The organism is Streptomyces pimonensis, assembly GCF_041380215.1.
Lineage (GTDB): Bacteria > Actinomycetota > Actinomycetes > Streptomycetales > Streptomycetaceae > Streptomyces > Streptomyces pimonensis.
This window is the reverse complement of the sequence record NZ_JAHWZY010000006.1, coordinates 119925-136942: the sequence shown is the minus strand read 5'-3', so window position 1 is coordinate 136942 and position 17018 is coordinate 119925. Positions and strand designations below refer to the sequence as shown.

At 67.9% G+C, this 17018-nt stretch carries 14 protein-coding genes; 9 read left to right on the top strand and 5 right to left on the bottom strand.

What is annotated here, in order from left to right; translation table 11 throughout:
* Positions 1 to 36: 36 nt before the first annotated feature.
* Together pglW and pglX are read left to right on the top strand one after the other, a co-directional pair.
* Positions 37 to 4716 (top strand): BREX system serine/threonine kinase PglW, encoded by a 4680-nt coding sequence (gene pglW, locus KYY02_RS08465; RefSeq protein WP_371236995.1) that lies wholly within the window; start codon positions 37 to 39, stop codon positions 4714 to 4716.
* Positions 4713 to 8315 (top strand): BREX-2 system adenine-specific DNA-methyltransferase PglX, encoded by a 3603-nt coding sequence (gene pglX, locus KYY02_RS08460; RefSeq protein ID WP_371236993.1) that lies wholly within the window; start codon positions 4713 to 4715, stop codon positions 8313 to 8315. The genes pglW and pglX overlap by 4 nt, the downstream gene beginning before the upstream one ends.
* Here pglX and KYY02_RS08455 read toward each other — a convergent pair.
* Positions 8242 to 8835 (bottom strand): ATP-binding protein, encoded by a 594-nt coding sequence (locus KYY02_RS08455; protein WP_371236992.1) that lies wholly within the window; start codon positions 8833 to 8835, stop codon positions 8242 to 8244. The two genes, pglX and KYY02_RS08455, sit on opposite strands and share 74 nt — an antisense overlap.
* Before the next feature lie 161 nt (positions 8836 to 8996).
* Here KYY02_RS08455 and KYY02_RS08450 point away from each other — a divergent pair, with 161 nt between their 5' ends.
* Both KYY02_RS08450 and KYY02_RS08445 read left to right on the top strand, forming a co-directional pair.
* Positions 8997 to 9830: a helix-turn-helix domain-containing protein gene (locus KYY02_RS08450; protein ID WP_371236991.1), complete on the top strand. Its 834-nt coding sequence runs from the start codon at positions 8997 to 8999 to the stop codon at positions 9828 to 9830.
* Positions 9827 to 10030 (top strand): DUF397 domain-containing protein, encoded by a 204-nt coding sequence (locus tag KYY02_RS08445; RefSeq protein WP_371236990.1) that lies wholly within the window; start codon positions 9827 to 9829, stop codon positions 10028 to 10030. The genes KYY02_RS08450 and KYY02_RS08445 overlap by 4 nt, the downstream gene beginning before the upstream one ends.
* Positions 10031 to 10170: 140 nt before the next feature.
* Here the strand turns inward: KYY02_RS08445 and KYY02_RS08440 are convergent, their stop codons facing one another.
* Together KYY02_RS08440 and KYY02_RS08435 are read right to left on the bottom strand one after the other, a co-directional pair.
* A complete protein-coding gene (locus KYY02_RS08440) occupies positions 10171 to 10716 on the bottom strand; it encodes a class IV adenylate cyclase (protein ID WP_371236988.1) in 546 nt (181 codons plus the stop codon).
* An 11-nt stretch (positions 10717 to 10727) separates the two neighbouring features.
* Positions 10728 to 11945, bottom strand: coding sequence for a radical SAM protein (locus KYY02_RS08435; RefSeq protein ID WP_371236987.1), 1218 nt, complete (start codon positions 11943 to 11945; stop codon positions 10728 to 10730).
* Positions 11946 to 12142: 197 nt separating this feature from the next.
* Between KYY02_RS08435 and KYY02_RS08430 the strand changes: the two genes are divergently transcribed.
* The 5 genes from KYY02_RS08430 to KYY02_RS08410 all read left to right on the top strand — a co-directional run bounded on the left by KYY02_RS08430 (position 12143) and on the right by KYY02_RS08410 (position 15109).
* Positions 12143 to 12562: a hypothetical protein gene (locus KYY02_RS08430; RefSeq protein ID WP_371236985.1), complete on the top strand. Its 420-nt coding sequence runs from the start codon at positions 12143 to 12145 to the stop codon at positions 12560 to 12562.
* On the top strand, positions 12522 to 13046 hold the full coding sequence (locus KYY02_RS08425; protein ID WP_371236983.1) for a DUF6879 family protein: 525 nt from the start codon (positions 12522 to 12524) through the stop codon (positions 13044 to 13046). The genes KYY02_RS08430 and KYY02_RS08425 overlap by 41 nt, the downstream gene beginning before the upstream one ends.
* 7 nt (positions 13047 to 13053) lie before the next feature.
* Positions 13054 to 13908: a helix-turn-helix domain-containing protein gene (locus KYY02_RS08420; protein ID WP_371236982.1), complete on the top strand. Its 855-nt coding sequence runs from the start codon at positions 13054 to 13056 to the stop codon at positions 13906 to 13908.
* Between the two features lie 12 nt (positions 13909 to 13920).
* Positions 13921 to 14103, top strand: a complete 183-nt coding sequence (locus tag KYY02_RS08415; RefSeq protein ID WP_371236981.1) for a DUF397 domain-containing protein — start codon at positions 13921 to 13923, stop codon at positions 14101 to 14103.
* A 130-nt stretch (positions 14104 to 14233) separates the two neighbouring features.
* Entirely contained in the window at positions 14234 to 15109 is an 876-nt protein-coding gene (locus KYY02_RS08410) for a hypothetical protein (RefSeq protein ID WP_371236979.1), read from the top strand.
* Positions 15110 to 15239: 130 nt separating this feature from the next.
* On the opposite strand, the gene KYY02_RS08405 is transcribed toward KYY02_RS08410, so the two are convergent.
* Positions 15240 to 16091, bottom strand: a complete 852-nt coding sequence (locus KYY02_RS08405) for a helix-turn-helix domain-containing protein (RefSeq protein ID WP_371236978.1) — start codon at positions 16089 to 16091, stop codon at positions 15240 to 15242.
* A 10-nt stretch (positions 16092 to 16101) separates the two neighbouring features.
* Positions 16102 to 16854: a DUF6879 family protein gene (locus KYY02_RS08400; protein ID WP_371236976.1), complete on the bottom strand. Its 753-nt coding sequence runs from the start codon at positions 16852 to 16854 to the stop codon at positions 16102 to 16104.
* Positions 16855 to 17018: the final 164 nt, after the last annotated feature.

Sequence of the window (17018 nt, the reverse complement as noted above, 5' to 3'; positions counted from 1 at the left end):
GCGGCCCTCGAAGGACACGAGGAGCGGGGAACAGGCATGCGGGAAGGCCGGTGGGTCACGGTCACCGAGTCCGAGTTCGAGCACGAACGCCGCGGCCTGGAGGCGATCCGCCAGAAGCTGCCGGACTCCGACCCCTGGCGTGCCTGGTCGAACTTCACCTTCACCGCGAACACCGGCCACGTTCGCGAGGTCGACCTGCTGGTCGTCGCCCCCGGCGGCCTCTGCATGATCGAGCTGAAGGACTGGCACGGCTCGGTCACCTCCGAGAACGGCACCTGGGTCCAGACCACTCCCGGCGGCCACCGCCGCACCCACGGCAACCCGCTGCACCTGGTCAACCGCAAGGCCAAGGAGCTGGCCGGCCTGCTCGCCCGGACCGGCGCCAGGCGGGTCTGGGTCGCCGAGGCCGTCTGCTTCACCGACAACAGCCTCCGCGTCCGGCTGCCCGCCCACGACCAGAACGGCGTCCACACCGTCGACGAGCTGGTCGACATGCTCAAGCAGCCCCCGCGCGACGAGCGTCGCCGCGTCACCGCGATCGGGTCGCGCGAGGTCGCGGGAGCCCTGAAGAGCATCGGCATCCGCAAGAGCGACGCCCAGTACAAGGTCGGCCCCTACGAACTGGAACGGAAGTCCTTCGACTCCGGAGAGACCTGGGCGGACTACCTCGCCCGCCACAGCGACCTGCCCGAGGCCGCGCGCGTGCGGATCTACCTCAGCGAGCGCGGCTCCGACGCCTCCCTGCGCCAGTCCGTCGAGAACGCCGCCCGGCGCGAGGCCGCGGTGCTGGGCCGCTTCAAGCACCAGGGCGTCGTCCAGCTCAAGCAGTACTTCCCCTCCGGGCACGCCGCCGGCCCCGCGCTGATCTTCGACTACCACCCGGACACCCTGAAGCTGGACGAGTACCTGGTCCGGTACGGGGAGAAGCTGGACATCCTGGGCCGGATGGCACTGGTGCGCCAGCTCGCCGAGACGATGCGTTCCGCGCACGCCAGCCGCATCCACCACCGCGCGCTCGCCGCCCGCTCCGTCCACGTCGTCCCCCGGCCGCGCGGCCGCAAGGGGCAGGCCGTCGGGGAGGAGGCCGCCTGGCTCGCCCCGCAGCTGCAGATCTCCGACTGGCAGATCGCCACCCAGCGCAGCGGCGACTCCTCCCAGGGCCAGGGCATGACCCGGTTCGCACCGACCGCCCTGTCCGCCATGCACCTGTCCGACGACGCCGACGCCTACCTCGCGCCGGAACTCACCGCCCTCAGCCCCGACCCCGTCTACCTCGACGTGTACGGGCTCGGCGTCCTCACCTACCTGCTGGTCACCGGCAAGGCCCCGGCCGCCAGCCAGGCCGAGCTGCTGGCCCGCCTGGAGGCGGGTGAGGGCCTGCGCCCCAGCTCCCTGGTGGACGGCCTCTCCGAGGACGTGGACGAGCTGGTGCAGGCCGCCACCGCCTACCGCCCCGGCCAGCGCCTCTCCAGCGTCGACGAGTTCCTGGAGCTGCTGGAGGTCGTCGAGGACTCCCTCACCGCCCCCGCCGCGACCGTCGACGGACAGGCCGAGGGGGAGACCGGGGAGAGCGCCGACAAGGACCCGCTGGAGGCCGTCGCCGGCGACGTGCTCGCCGGCCGCTGGGAGGTCCGCCGCCGCCTCGGCACCGGCTCCACCAGCCGCGCCTTCCTCGTCCGCGACCTGGAGGCGGAGACCCGCAGGACCCGACCGCTGGCCGTGCTGAAGGTCGCCCTCTCCGACAGCCGCGGCGAGATCCTCGTCCGCGAGGCCGAGGCCATGCGCCGCCTGCGCCCCCACTCCGGCATCATCCGCCTCGTCGAGCCCGAGCCGCTGCACATCGCCGGCCGCACCGTCCTGGCGCTGGAGTACGTCGGCGACGAACGCGACGACGACGCCCAGGGCGCCGAGGGCGCGGCCCGCCCGCGCCGCCGCGAGGAGACCGTCGCCCGCCAGCTCCGCGAGCACGGCCGCCTCCCGGTCGACCAGCTCGAGGCGTACGGCGACTACCTCTTCGGCGCCGTCGACTTCCTGGAGGGCGAGGGCGTCTGGCACCGCGACATCAAGCCGGACAACATCGCCGTCCGCATCCGCCCCAACCGCACCCGCGAGCTGGTCCTCATCGACTTCTCGCTGGCCGGCTACCCGGCGAAGAACACCGACGCGGGCACCGACGGCTACCTCGACCCCTTCGTCGACGTCATCACGCGCGGCTCCTACGACTCGCACGCCGAGCGGTACGCCGTCGCCGTCACCCTGCACCAGATGGCCTCCGGCGAGCTGCCCAAGTGGGGCGACGGCAGCGTCCTGCCGCGCATGACCGACCAGAAGGAGTGGCCGTATCCGACCATCGCGGCCGAGGCCTTCGACCCGGCCGTGCGGGACGGGCTCGTCGCCTTCTTCCAGAAGGCCCTGCACCGCGACGCGGGCAAGCGGTTCCCCGAGCTGAAGCCGATGCGGGACGCCTGGCGCAAGGTCTTCCTCGACGCCTCGCAGACCGTCCCCTCCAGCCACCGCAGCCGCCACACGACGCCCGCCGACGGGACCGCCCCCGCCGAGGGCGCCGCCGCGGTGGCGATCGCGGACGCCGAGCCGGAGACCGCCGAGCAGCAGCGTGACCGCCTCGCCGCCGAGGTCACCCGCGACACCCCGCTGACCGTCTCCGGCCTCACGCTTGCCGCCCAGTCCTTCCTCTACGGCCTGGGCATCACCACGGTCGGCGAACTCCTCGACTACAGCCGCCGCAAACTCGTCAACGCCCCCGGCCTCGGCGCCAAGACCCGCAACGAGGTCCAGCAGCGGCAGCGCGAGTGGGGCGAGCGGCTGCGCGAGATCCCCGTCTCCCCGCTCACGGCAAAGGGCCGGGCGGAGGCGAAGGAGGAGCTGGAGCAGCTCACCGCCGCCGAGTCAGCCCTCGTCGGACAGCTCGCGACGGGCGAGTCGGCGGGCGCGCTGTCCGCCCGCACCCTGCGCTCCGTCAGCCTCGACACCCTCGCCACCGTCCTCGTGCCGGCCGTCAACAACAACGGCTCCAACCGCAACAAGGCGGAGATGGTGCGGCTGCTGCTGCGCCTGCCCGACGAGCACGGCGTCCTGCCCGGCATCGGCGTCTGGCCCAAGCAGAAGGACGTCGCCGACGCGCTCGGCCTCAGCCACGGCCGCATCCCGCAGATGCTCAAGGACGAGCGCAAGCGCTGGAAGGCGGAGCCCGCCGTCCAGGCGCTGCGCGACGAGATCATCGACCTGCTGGAGAGCATGGGGCGTGTCGCCTCCGCCGTGGAGATCGCCGACGCCCTCGCCGTCCGGCGCGGCACGCACCTCGCCGGACGCGAGCAGCGGCGCGCGATGGCCCTGGCGGCGGTGCGGGCCGTCGTCGAGATCGAGCAACTGGTGCCGCAGGAGGCCGAGTTCCAGCACCAGCCGAACCGCAAGGCGACCGACGAGTCGCTGGGCGCCGGCCTGCTCGCCCTCGACGTGCGCGAGAACGACGCCCCGGACACCCCGACCGCCCCCGGCCTGCTCGACTACGCGATGCGCCTCGGCAGGACGGCCGGCCGGCTGGCCGAGCTGGACACCCTGCCGACGGCCGCGACCGTCCTGGCCGAACTGGGCGCGCTGACGGTCCCGCCCGGCGCCGTCGACTGGGACGAGCGGCGCATGGTGGAACTGGCCGCCGCCGCGTCGGTGAACGCCGCCGCCACTCCGCGCCTGGAGATCTACCCGCGCGACCTGTCCCTCGTCCGGGCCCTGCGCCTCACCCAGGCCGGTCTCGTCCGCTGGATCCCGGGCGTGCCGGAAGGCCGGCAGCCCGGCCTGACCGGTGAGGACGTGCACGAGCGGGTCCGCGCCCGCTTCCCCGAGCTGGGCGTCCCGGACGGACGCGGCGGCACGACCCACGAACTGCCGACCGGCGGCCCGCTCACCAAGGCGCTGCGCGACGCGGGCTTCGAGCTGTCGCTGAGCATGCGCGAGGACACGGGCACGCTGCGCTACCTGCCGACGCGGGTGGAGGACGCCTCCAGCTACCTCACGACGGGCGCGTGGCGGCAGTCGACGCGCACGGGCACGGTGACGCGGTACGCCGACGACCCGCAGCTCGCGGGCGCGGTGCGCGCGGAGGAACGGCTGCTCGCCTCGGCCCGCCGGGACGGGTACCGGGTGCTGACCGTACGGCAGCAGCTCGTACGGGACGCGGTACGGGAACTGGGCGCCGAACGGCTGGGCGTGCGGGCGGTGTCGGTGACCGAGCTGTTCCTGGAGGCCCTGCACGGGCAGGTCACTCCGGGCACCAAGCCGACCTGGGAGACCCTGCTCAAGGCGGACGCCGCCGAGCCGGGCTCGAAGGGCGCGGTGCGGTTCGCGGAGTACGCGCGCACGGCGTGGGGCTCGGTCGAGCCCCGGATCGCCGGGCTGCTGGACAACGGTGGCGGCGGTGCGGCGGGGCCCGTCCTGCTGACGGAGGCCGGGGTGTTCGCCCGGTACGACGCGATGGGCGTCCTCGACCGGCTGGCGTCGGTGGCCCGGCGGGGCGGGCGGGGGCTGTGGCTCCTGGTCCCGCAGAGCGACCCCTCGCGCGAGCCGAGGCTCGGACAGGTGGCCGTGCCGTACCAGGCCGGCCTGGGGGAGTGGATCCAGCTTCCGGACACGTGGGTGGGCAACGCACACCGCGGGTCCGGCGAGGTTGTGGCTAGTGGTGTCGAGGGAGACGCGAAGTGATCGACCGCAAGGCTCTGTTGGACGACTTGAAGCAGCAGGTCAAGGCGGTCGAGGCCGACCTCGGCAAGCAGGTGAAGGCGCTCGGTGAGGTCGGGGAGCGGCTGCGGGCCGAGTACGACCAGGCGCGCAAGCTCGGGCGTACGGCGGCGACGTGGAACTCGTGGCTCGATGAACGGGTCACGCAGGTCGCGGTGGCGTGGGTGCTGGGCACGGTCTTCGTGCGGTTCTGCGAGGACAACCGGCTGATCCCGGAGCCGTACCTGACGGGGCCGGACGGTGACCGGCGCGAGCTGGCGGAGTCGCGGTACGACGCGTACGTGGAGTCGGACGACGACCCGACGTACCGGGGGTGGCTGGAGAAGGCGTTCGACGAGCTGGGCCAGGGCCAGGCGGGTCGGCTCCTCTTCGACAAGCGGCACAACCCGCTGTACCAGGTTCCGCTGTCGCACGACGGTGCGCGCGAGCTGGTCGAGTTCTGGCGGGGGCGCGACGAGGCGGGCGTCCTCGTCCACGACTTCACCGACCCGCTGAACGAGGACGGCACGGAGGGCTGGGACACGCGGTTCCTGGGGGACTTGTACCAGGACCTGAGCGAGGCTGCGCGCAAGACGTACGCGCTGCTCCAGACGCCGGAGTTCGTGGAGGAGTTTATCCTCGACCGGACAATGAATCCGGCAGTGCGGGAGTTCGGGTACGAGGGCCTGAAGATGATCGACCCTACGTGTGGGTCGGGGCACTTCGTGCTGGGGGCGTTTCGGCGGTTGGTGCGGCTGTGGGGGGAGGGGCAGCCGGGGAAGGACGTGCACGAGCGGGTGCGGGCTGCGCTGGACTCGGTGCACGGTGTGGACATCAACCCGTTCGCGGTGGCTATCGCGCGGTTCCGGTTGCTTGTTGCGGCAATGGCTGCGGGTGGGGTGCGCACGCTGGCGGAGGCTTCAAAATACGAATGGCCGATGCACCTGGCGGTGGGTGACTCGCTCATCAAGGCCCGGCAGCTGGAACTGACGTTGGGTGGGGACGAGGACGGGGGGGATGATCCGCTCGCGTCGTTCGCATACGCCACGGAGGATGTGCACGAGCATCTGGAAATCTTGCAGCAGGGGCGCTACCACGTAGTGGTTGGCAATCCGCCGTATGTGACGGTGAAGGATAAGCGGCTCAATGCATTGTACAAGGATCTGTACAATGCATGCGCTTTGCAGTATGCGCTATCAGTTCCTTTTGCGCAGCGGTTCTTCGAGCTGGCCAAGCGGGGAGATTCCGGGGGTAGCGGGTACGGCATGGTTGGCCAGATCACCGCGAACTCGTTCATGAAGCGAGAGTTCGGCACCAAGCTTATCGAACAGTACTTCGCTCACGAAGTCGAGTTGACTGAGGTCATCGACACTTCGGGTGCGTACATCCCGGGGCACGGCACGCCCACAGTCATTTTGGTGGGCAAGCGCCGTGCTGGCAAGGGGCGGTCGACGTCGATTCGCACAGTGCGAAGCGTGCAGGGGGAGCCATCGGCGCCGGAGAACGCCGAGGAAGGGTTGGTCTGGCGGGCGATCGTAGAGCAGGTCGACAAGCCCGGTTCGGTGAGCCAGTGGGTTTCGGTGGATGACTTGGAGCGGGGGCGCTACTTCGGAAAACAGCCCTGGAATTTGGCCGACGGCGGCCTGGAATTGAATGAGCAGATTGAAGCAGCCAAGATCGGCACGCTGAGTGAAGTTCGGCGCACTATCGGCCGATATGCTCATACGGGTAGCGACGACGCCTATTTTGCGCCAACCAATACTTGGGCGCGATACAGAGTTGCCAAATCGCACACTGTGCCACTCGTTGGCGGTGATGCTGTCAGGGACTGGAATATCAGCCCTGACACTGAGTCAATTTTTCCTTACGGAAGCAATCTCCAGCCCGAGTTGACGGACGACTTCGCTTCAATGCTTTGGTGCTACCGTCCTTTGCTTCGCGAACGGCGTGAACCAGGCGGTACTCATGAGGAGATCGGGCTCACTTGGTATGAGTGGAGTAGGTGGCATCCCGAGCGCTACTCGGCAGTGTTTGGCATCTCCTTTCCCTTTGTGGCCACCCATAATCACTTCGCACTCGATAGGGGTGGAAAGGTGTTCAAGCAGACTGCTCCAGTGATCAAGTTGCGGGAAGGGGCGAGTGAAGAGGACTATTTCCGGTTGCTGGGACTGCTCAACAGTTCCACGGCTGGCTTCTGGCTTCGGCAGGTCAGTCATGACAAGGGGCGGCCCGGTGCGGATGTAGCAGGAGCGGATGAGCCTTGGGAGCACCGTTTCGAGTTCACGGGAACCAAGCTTGAGGGGTTCCCAGTTCCTTCTATACTTCCCTTGAGTTTCGGCACTGCTCTGGATGGCCTTGCGCAGGAGCTAGCTACGACTAGCCCCTCCGCCATTGCTTCCAGCGGAGTGCCTAATGTGACTGCGCTACGTGAGGGTCGCGAGAAGTGGGAGGCGATCCGTGGCCGTATGGTTGCCATCCAAGAAGAACTGGATTGGCAGGTCTACGCTTTCTATGGTCTCCTTGACCAGGAGATCGTAGCGCCCGCCGAGGATATTCCTCTGGTCGCCCCTGCTGAACGAGCCTTCGCTATCGTGCTGGCCCGGAAGAGGGAACGCGGTGAGGTCAGTACCTCCTGGTTTGAACATCACAATCATAAGTTTGATCCCATAAGCGAAATCCCCGCCCATTGGCCCGTCCGATACCGGGAGGTCGTCCAGAAGCGCATCGACGCCATTGAGGCTAACCGTGCCATTAACATGGTCGAGCGCCCTGAGTACAAGCGTCGCTGGGCTACTGAGGGCTGGGATGTACTCCAAGAGAAGGCCCTCCGCGCCTGGCTGCTCGACCGCATAGAGAACCGCGACTTCTGGTTCGATGAGAACGGCCAGCCCACCATCCTCACCCTGGCCCGCCTCACCGACGCCCTCTCGCGCGATGAGGACTTCGTCTCCGTCGCCAAGCTCTACGCCCCCCGCAAGGAACTGGCGAAGGTCGTTGCCGAGCTGGTCACCGACGAGCACGTGCCGTTCCTTTCCGCCCTGCGCTACAAGCCCTCCGGCCTGAAGAAGCGCGCCGACTGGGAAGAGGTGTGGGACCTTCAGCGCAAGGAGGATGCCGCCCCAGACGAGCCCGCCAAGCGGAAGATCCGGGACTCCATCCCCGTACCGCCGAAGTACACCTCGGCCGACTTCCTCCGCCCGTCCTACTGGAGAGCGCGCGGCAAGTTGGACGTGCCCAAGGAACGGTTCATCTCCTACGGGCAGACCAATGCTTCCACCCCCGAGCTGTATGGCTGGGCCGGCTGGGGCCATCGGGAGCAGGCGCAGGCCCTCGCCACGTACTTCACCAACACTGCGTTGTCCACCGAGGAGATCACGCCGTTCCTCGCCGGCCTGTTGGAGCTCCAGCCGTGGCTGTACCAGTGGCACAACGAGTTCGACATGCTCTACAGCGGCTCCCCGGCGGACTTCTTCGCCGGTTACCGCCAGCAGAAGCAGGGTGAGCACGGTCTCACGGACGACGACCTCCGTGGCTGGCGTCCTGCGGCCGCGACCCGAAGTCGTCGCGCAGCAGCGAAGCAGTAGCCAGGAGCAGATCGACATCCGTCGGTTCAGGGGCCACCCGGTGTTCAAGCGGGTGGCCCTGGTGCTGCACGCGCAGCTCCGCCCACACGGTCTTGCCTGGGGCGGCCTTGCGAGGGCTGACGCCCCAGTCGTCCGCGAGGGCGGCGACCAGAAGCAGGCCCCGGCCGGACTCGGAAAGCGAGTCGGTTGCCGAAGGGCTGGCGACCGGGGGCTGTTTTTCAGCGCGGGTGTCGGTCACCTCGATGCGGAAGGTGCCCTCGGTCAGGACGAGCTGGACGTGAAAGTCCCGGCCGGGGACGTAGCCGTGGCGGACGGCGTTGGCGGTGAGTTCCGACGTGATGAGGGTGAGCGTCTCGTTGACCGGGGTCGTATAGGGGTGCCCCCAGTCGTCCAGGCGGTGCGAGACGAGTCGGCGGGCGAGGCGGGCACCGCGCGACGTCGAGGTGAAGCGCATGGCGAACTCGCGTTCGGGTGCGGGGTGCTGCGGCAGATGCCCATTCAGGGGAGTTTCTGACTTCATAGGGTCAACGGTCGCGAACTCTGCGTAGCGTTGACCAGGAGCGATGCACTGACGGGGGCGGGCTGTACACGCGGTCGGTGCGCTTGTACCCGGTGTTGGGCGTGACCGGTTCCCAGGCCCCGAGTTGGCCGACTGGGCGGTTGCACGAGAGGAGCTGTGGCGTGGACGACGAGGTTCAGCAGCCGGAGGAGTACGAGGTCGGGACGGGCATGCTGTGCGTGTTCGGACGGCAGTTGAAGCTGTTCCGGGAGCGGGCGGGCCTGGACCGCGCGGGGCTCGGGTCCCTGACCGGGTACTCGGCCTCGACGATCGCGTCGTTCGAGCAGGCGAGACGTATTCCGCAGCCCAGGTTCATCGACCAGGCGGATGAAGTGCTGTGTGCAGGTGGGGTGTTGAGCGCGAGTAAGGAGGAGGTGGCTCGGGCTCAGTATCCGGCGTTCTTCCGGGATGCGGCACGCTTGGAGGCGGAGGCCGTCGAGCTGCATGTGTACGCGAACCAGGCGGTGCCTGGACTCTTGCAGACGGAGGAGTATGCGCGGGCCATTTTCATGATGATGCGGCCACCCATGCGCGACGAGCTGATCGAACAGCGGGTGGGTGCCCGCCTGGACCGGCAGGAGATCTTGTCCAGCCGTGACGCGCTGCTCGCCAGCTTCGTCATGGATGAGGCAGTGTTGAGGCGTCCCATCGGAGGCCGAGGCATCCTGCGTGGCCAGCTTGAGCAGATTCTCCTGATGGGGCAGCAGCGGAACGTCGAGATCCAGGTGATGCCGCTCGACCGTGAGGAGAACGCAGGTATGGCTGGTCCCTTCACCTTGATCGAAACGAAGGAAGGGCGGAGGATCGCGTACGCCGAGGTGCAGAACGTCAGCCGCCTGCAAACGGAGCGGGACCGCGTCCGTGCGCTGGAAGCCAAGTACGGGATCATCCGGGCGCAGGCCCTGACTCCTCGTGAATCATTGGCGTACGTAGAGAAGTTGCTGGGAGAGCCATGAACGCGCACGTACATCAGCCGCAGATAGACCAGTTGGTATGGCGCAGGAGCAGCTACAGCAGCGAGGAAGGCGGCGAATGCGTCGAGGTCGCCACCCGCCCCGCCGAAGTCCACGTCCGCGACTCGAAGGACACCACCCGCGCCGCACTCGCCGTAGAACCCACGGCGTGGGCCGCGTTCGTCGAGTTCGCGGCACTCTGACGGGACAGGGCCCTCGGTGGGCGCGTGCTTGCCGAGGGCCCTGTGCGCGGGTGAAAGCCTCCACCCGCTCTGAGCGGTGATGTCGGAAGTGTCGGAAGCCAGGCCGCTGCCGCGGGCACACCGCCGAGGTGCCGGCCGGATCAGGCGAAGAGGAGCGTGGGCTCCGCGAGGATGTCACGCCCCGCTTCGCTCTTGTAGATCAGGTCGATGCTGCCGAAGCGGGCCTGGTCGTAGTCCAGGCCGAGTCCCGCCACCGCCTCCTTCACGGCAGCCTCGGAAGAGCCTTCGACCTCCAGGAAGGTGGGGAGGTCCGGCCAGGTGTCGAAGTCGTAGGTGACACCGTCCAGGTGCCATTCCTCGCGGTAGTTCTGCTGGTAGCGGACCTGCCGCAGGCCGAGCGCCGCGAGGAGTTCCGCGGTCCTGGCCAGGTCGTCGACCTCGATCTCGATCTCGGTGGTCCCGTGGATGTGTGTCGCGTCGGTGACCTGCTTCAGGGTGAGCGTCGTCCTGCCGCCCTCGTCGCGCAACCGCAGCCACTGCTCGCCCTGCACGGCGTCGTTCTCGAAGATCAGACGCGTGAACATGGTCCTGGGGAAGACCCGTTGCGCCCCGGCAGTGCGCAGGGCGTCGAGGGTGGCCTCCACGTCGATCTCCAGGAACTTCGCTTCGTATTCGTTCTGTGCCATGGTTCTCCTTGTCATGTGACGGTCTGCGCGGTCAGGGCGTGGAACTCCTGCTCGCGCATCGTGCTGATCTCCCTGCACACGGCGCCGTCCAGGAACTCGTCGATGGACAGACAGAGGTCCATGCGCTGAATGCAGACGCCTACGTGGAAGGTTCCCCTGGGGTCGCGGTAGAGACGGACCCCGTAGTAACCCTCATGGCAGTCGGTCGTGTTGTTGAAGCGGCAGCTCGCGCAGGTCTCGGGCAGGCGCAGGGGCCGAATGTGCTTGACCTTGATCACGCGTCCGCCGGGCAGGGTGTAGGAGATGCGGAATCCGGAGCTTCCAGCGATGACGTGGACTTCCCGAGGCACCGCGCCGAGGCCGCCGAGAAGCTCGTCGATGGCGTCCAGTGACTTGTCCCCGTCGGCCAGCGACGACAGGATCCTCAACGACACCTGCGGAGAGTACCGGTCCAGGAGCCGGTGGACGCGCTCGATGTGGCTGTGGTCCGGGATGACCACGTTCGCGCTCACGCCGACTCCCTCGTCGGTCGCCACCTGGATCGATCGCTCCAGCGCCTCGATCTTCCGCGCCGCCAGGGAAGCCGTCCGGAACCGGACGTTCTGCACTCGCGCCAGCTCCTCGGGTGTGGTGCCGAAGATCGAGAAGTTGACGCGGCCCAGGCCCGCCTTCGCGCACGCGGGGAGGACTCCGGCGCCGTTCTCACCGTTGGAGGTGACGCCCACCTCGTATCCCTCCTCCCTGGCCACGGCGACGATCGCCGCGAGCTTGGGGTGCAGGGTCGGTTCCCCTCCCGTGAGGTGAGCCTCCTCGAAGCCCAGGGCGTCACGCAGCCTCGCCAGGGCGGCGCGAAAGGCGTCATCAGGGAACATGGGAGCTGCCACGAAGCGCGCTCCGTTGGTCGCCAGGTAGAGGGAGACCCGTCCCGACCGGCCGACAGCGCCGAATTCGCCGGCGGTCCGAGCGTGGTTGTCGCCGCTGACGGGTGTGCCTTCGTTGTGGCAGAAGGTGCAGGTCATTCCGCAGGCATCGATGACCTTGACCCGGAGTGTGCGGTCCTTCGTGACCCGGACCGGAGCCTGGTTGCCGACACTTCTCAACGCTCGGTGCTTGAACACGATGTACGGCTCCGTCCTCAGGGTGGCGTCGATGCCGTCCGCGATCGGATGCGGGTCGAGGGGCAGGTTGTCGACGGCTGGAGCCCCGCGTCTGTCGGTCACGATGGCCACAGCGCATCTCCCTCGGTACCGGAACGCGCGGCGGCTGCGTCGGTTGTTCGGGTACGGAGACGAACGTAGAGCAGTCGTCACCCAAGTCCCCAGGAGATTGCGCGAGTTTGCGGCAACTCGATTGACGGCCCGGAACGGCCCGCAGACCATCGCCATGTCGCGCAAACCTGAGCAAGGCAGCAGACAGGAGAACGACCATGAAGCTACGGTTCCTTGGTAAGAACTCCACGGTCGGTGACTGCCCGACCCTGTACGCCACAGACCGGGACACCTACCTTGTCCAGGGCTGGAAGATCTTCGCGAACGACCTGTTGACGCAGCTTGAGATCCCGGAGGGGGAGACGGCGGTGGAGGTCCCCACAGAGCTGTTCGAGCACCTCGTGAAGGACGGCCTGCCGGCCGGAGAGGTCAGGCGCATCGAGGACCCGATCATGATCCTCACGCCGGGCGGTACGTTCGTCGTCCAGGGCCGGGAGGTCACCGACATCGAGGCCCTGGCCCAGATGGAGATTCCGGACTACGAGACCGTGGTCGAGGTGTCCAAGCCCGCGATCACCGCCCTACTGGAGGAACCGCATGGAGCTGATCTCCAGCGCCGAGCGCAACCAGCTCTTTGAAGGCTTCGCACAGGACGCATTCCATCTGGAGCTGAGGGACGACTACTCCGTCCCCGACGAGGACAGCCCCTTCGCGAGCTGGCTCCGCGGCGAGCGCGTCGACTACTCCTACATGGAACCGTGGACGCAACTCATCAGGCGCGTCACCGGGGAAGGGAAGACAGTCCGACGCGTCCGCGTGGTCACCGAGCCCCACACCCTCTACATCCAGTGGGAGCACGCCACCACCGGCCTCAACGAGGAGGCCGGCGAGAAGATCCGCTGGCTGCCCCGACACCACCTGCCCGAGGGCGTCACACTTCCCGTGGAGGGAAACGACTGGTGGCTGTACGACAACCGCCTCCTCGCAGTCGGACACTTCGACTCGGACGGCAGAGTGCTCGGGTCGGAGATCGTCGAGGACCCCGACACCGTGGCCGAGTGCGTGCGCCTGCGGGACCTGCTGTGGGCAGACGCCATTCCCCATCCCGAGTACAAGCCCTGACCGACCCGTGAGCAAGCAGGTGGAAGAGGCGCTGCAGGCGCTCGGTGCCCGGCTGCGTGGCTTCCGTAAGGACGCCGGATTCACCAGCGGCCGGGCATTCGCCCGTGCCACCTCGTGGCAGGAGTCGAAGGTCTCCCGCATCGAGAACGGCAAGCAGCGCCCCAGCGAGGACGACATGCGCGTCTGGTGCGAGACGACCGGCCGGGGCGAGCAGTTGGGTGACCTGGTCGCGATCGTCCGCCATGTCGACGAGCTGTGGCTCGAATGGCGAAGGCAACTCCAGACCGGCGTCGAGAAACGACAGCGCCAGGCGATTCCGGTGTACGCCAAGACCAAGGTCTTCCGCATCTGGCACCCCACGCTCATCTGGGGAACCCTCCAGACCTCTGAGTACGCTGCCGAAGTCCTCCGACAGGGCGTCAGCTACTACGAGATTCCCGATGACGCCGAAGCGGCCGTGGCCAAGCGACTTGAGCGCCAGCAGTACCTGTACAGGGGCGACCGCATCTTCAACGTCCTCCTCGGCGAACAGGCCCTGTACACCAACTTCGGTGGTTCGGAAGTGATGAAGGGGCAACTCGACCGTCTCCTGGCCGTGATGAGACTTCCCCGCCTCAGCCTGGGCATCGTCCCCAAGTCCGCCCCCACCTTCATCTGGCCGGGCAACGCGTTCTCGATGTTCGACAGCCGACTCGTCCTCGTCGAGACCTACTCGGCTGAGCTCTCCGTCACCCAGCCCCGAGAAATCGAGCTGTACACCAAGGCGTTCGCCCTCTTGAAACAGTCAGCGGTCTACGGCACCGCCGTCCGCGGTCTCATCTCCACAGCGATTCAGCACTTCGACCAGATGCCTACGGACTAGGAGAGCGGCCCCATGAAGCCCGTGACCCCGAACTGGCGAACCAGCTCCTACACCGAGACACAGAACTGCGTTGAACTGGCCGACAGCGATCCGAACAAGGTGATGGTCCGGGACACGAAAGCACGCAGTCGGGGAACCGTGACCGTCCTGCGGGACACCTGGACGATCTTCGTCCGACACGCCAAGCGGACGTAGTGCCCCTCCCCGGGTGACGCTCGACACCGTGAAGGGAGCCGGCCTCACACCACCGTCACTCACATCACGAGGTCTCAACGGAGCCGAGACACGCCGGCCTTTGGCGTGCGGTGCTCCTGTAGTTCCTGCCATGAAAAAGGGTAAAGAGGTCGAGAACCCCGAGTCGCGTTTCTTCGCGGTGCTGCTGGCAGCGGCGAAGCTCCCCGGTGTGCGGATCCACAGGGAGGCGTACCTCCGCAGTGCGCTCGCTCGCCACTGCTCCGAGGAAGAGATCCGACGAGCGATAGAGGAGACTCCCGCTGCCGCGGGCATCACGGTCGAGCTCCTCGACAAGGTCGCCAACGACTCCATCCGCTACGAAACCGCCAAGGTCAGCGCTCTCTCGGCCGCCGCCGGGATGCCCAGCATCCTCGCCCTGCCCGCCACGGTGCCCGCCGACCTGGCCCAGTACGTCGGCCACATGCTGCGCATCGCGCAGAAGCTCGCCTACCTCTACAGCTGGCCCGATCTGTTCGCCGAGGAGGGGGAGGGCGTCGACGACGCGACGATGGGGGTGCTCACGCTGTTCTTCGGCGTGATGTTCGGCACCCAGTCGGCGAACGCCGCCGTGGGCAAGGTCGCCGGGATGATGTCGAAGCAGGTCGCGAAGAAGCTGCCCCAGAAGGCGCTCACCAAGGGTGTCATCTACCCGATCGTGAAGAAGTCCGCGGCTTACCTCGGCGTCCAGATGACCAAGCAGTCCTTCGCGAAGGGTGTCTCCAAGGCCATCCCCGTCGTCGGGGCCGTCGTGTCCGGCGGGCTCACTCTCTCGACGTACCTTCCGATGGCCAGGAGGCTCAAGAAGCACCTTGCCGGCCTGCCCCTGGCGGACCCGTCGCACCGGGTGACGGAGGGGGACGTCGTGGACGGCGAAGTCGTGGAAGAACACGAGACGTTGGCCTCAGCGGACGCTGAACTGCACGCCCCGGACACTACTGCCGCCAAGCTGGAGGACCCCAGGCCCTGACGCCGCAAAAGCACTCCTGGCCGCCCGCCCCAAGGGAGCGGCCTTCTGCCTTCGGCGGAGGCGCGAGCCGGGTTCGCCGGCACTACGGCTGCTCGCGATGTTTTGCCCAGGACGCACGCCCGCAGCGCCATCACCGCGGGTTCAGAGACCGGCGGGCCGAGTTGATGAGGTTGTGGGCGTCGGCCCCGTACGCCGCCGATTCGCTGAGGATCTTCCAGACCTTCTTGTACAAGGCGATGTTGTCGGCGTCGTCCAGCCACAGTTCGGCGTGCCAGTCCTCGGCGACGACCAGTCGGTCGTCGAGCACCCAGAAGCCGTTGGCAGGCACGATCTTGACGGACGCCGTGAAGGGGACGACACCCAGCTCGACCGTGTCCATACCGATCATGCCGTTGAGGCGGTCGAGTTGGCTCGCCAGCACCGAGGGCGGGCAGATCAGGGACCGCAACGCGGCCTCCCACATCACCACGTGCAGCTTGCGCCCGGACCGGTACAACCATTCCTGGCGCCGCACCCGGGAGCGGACGGCTGCCTCGACGTCGTCGGCTCCGCCCAGCAGCTCCGAGTACCGCTGGATGACATGCCGGGCGTACTCCGGGGTCTGCAACAATCCGGCGATCACCGACTCCTCCCAGATCCACAGGTCGGAGGTGCGGTCGATCTCGGCGCTCAGCCCCTGGTGAAGGGGCTTGAAGCCGTTCGCCAGCGCTCGGCGCCATGACCTGATGTGCGACTCGAACCCGGCCAGCCGAGCAGCGAGTTCGGGGTACACCCCCGGCTGCCCGGTCGCGTCGGCCCACGCCCGCAGGTCCTCGGGGGTGGCCGTCTGCCTGCCGTTCTCCAGCTTGCTGACCTTGGAGCTCGGCCAGCCGAGCCGCTGGGCGAGCTGCTGACCGGTGAGCCGACCACCGGGGCACGTGAAACGGAGTTCGCGCAGCCGCGCACCCAACGCCGCCCGTGCCTGCTGATAGTCGGTGCTCACCGGTCACGCGCTATTCAGTCGTGGCCACCTGCGCGGCGAACCGGTCGCGCGGGACGGCGTGGTGCATCGCCGCGTCACGCACCATGGCGTACCGCACGACCTCAGCCGGTTCGGTGATCAGCTCGATGTCGAGCAGGTTGTCCCCGTCATCGAAGTGCAGCAGGGCGACCAGCCGTGAATCGAAGATCCAGAAGTCCTCGGCGGGCAGGCCGGCTCGCTCGGCGTCCTCGCGCCACAGATACCGGATGTCCTCGCCGAAGGCGGCGTTGTGCCGGGCGTAGTCGAGCAGGAACAGCTGTTCCGTGGTGGGCGGGGCGTCGGCGACGCGCACCCGGCCGACCGTCTTGCCGGCGTCCGTCTGGGCCTTGATGGTGACGAACCAGGGTTCGTCGGGGTCGCAGGGCGACGAGCCGTTGGCCAGGAACGCCTGGAAGTCGGGGTCCTGTCGGTCCGACGCGTAGCCGCGCCGTGTCTCCAGCCGCCAGGCGGTGTGCTCGAAGGTCTCGAACAGGCAGCGGAAGGAGGCCCGGTCCACGAGTTCCGGTGCCCGCTCCATCTCCCTCGGCCCCCAGTTCACGAGCAGCTCGCGCGGCACGGCCACCGCTGCCTCGCCGGCCCCGAAGTGCCGGAGCTGTGCGAGGTCTTCGGGGTCCGTGACGGGCGTGCCCTGAACGATGATCTCACCGGTGTCTTCGTCCGTGTGCAGGGCGGGGCAACCGTCGACCTTGCTGTCCGTGTCGGTGAAGCGCAACCGACGAACCATGGACGCTCTCCCTTTCGCGGGGTGTTGACCCCCTCAGCATGGTCGGTGGTCCGGCCCGGCACCACGGAGTCAGGCAGGGTTCAGCAGAAAACGCCAGCAATCCCGTGGCCACACTGAGAAAAATCGAGAAAACAGTGTACTGCCGGCTGGTGCTCCGCTTTTAG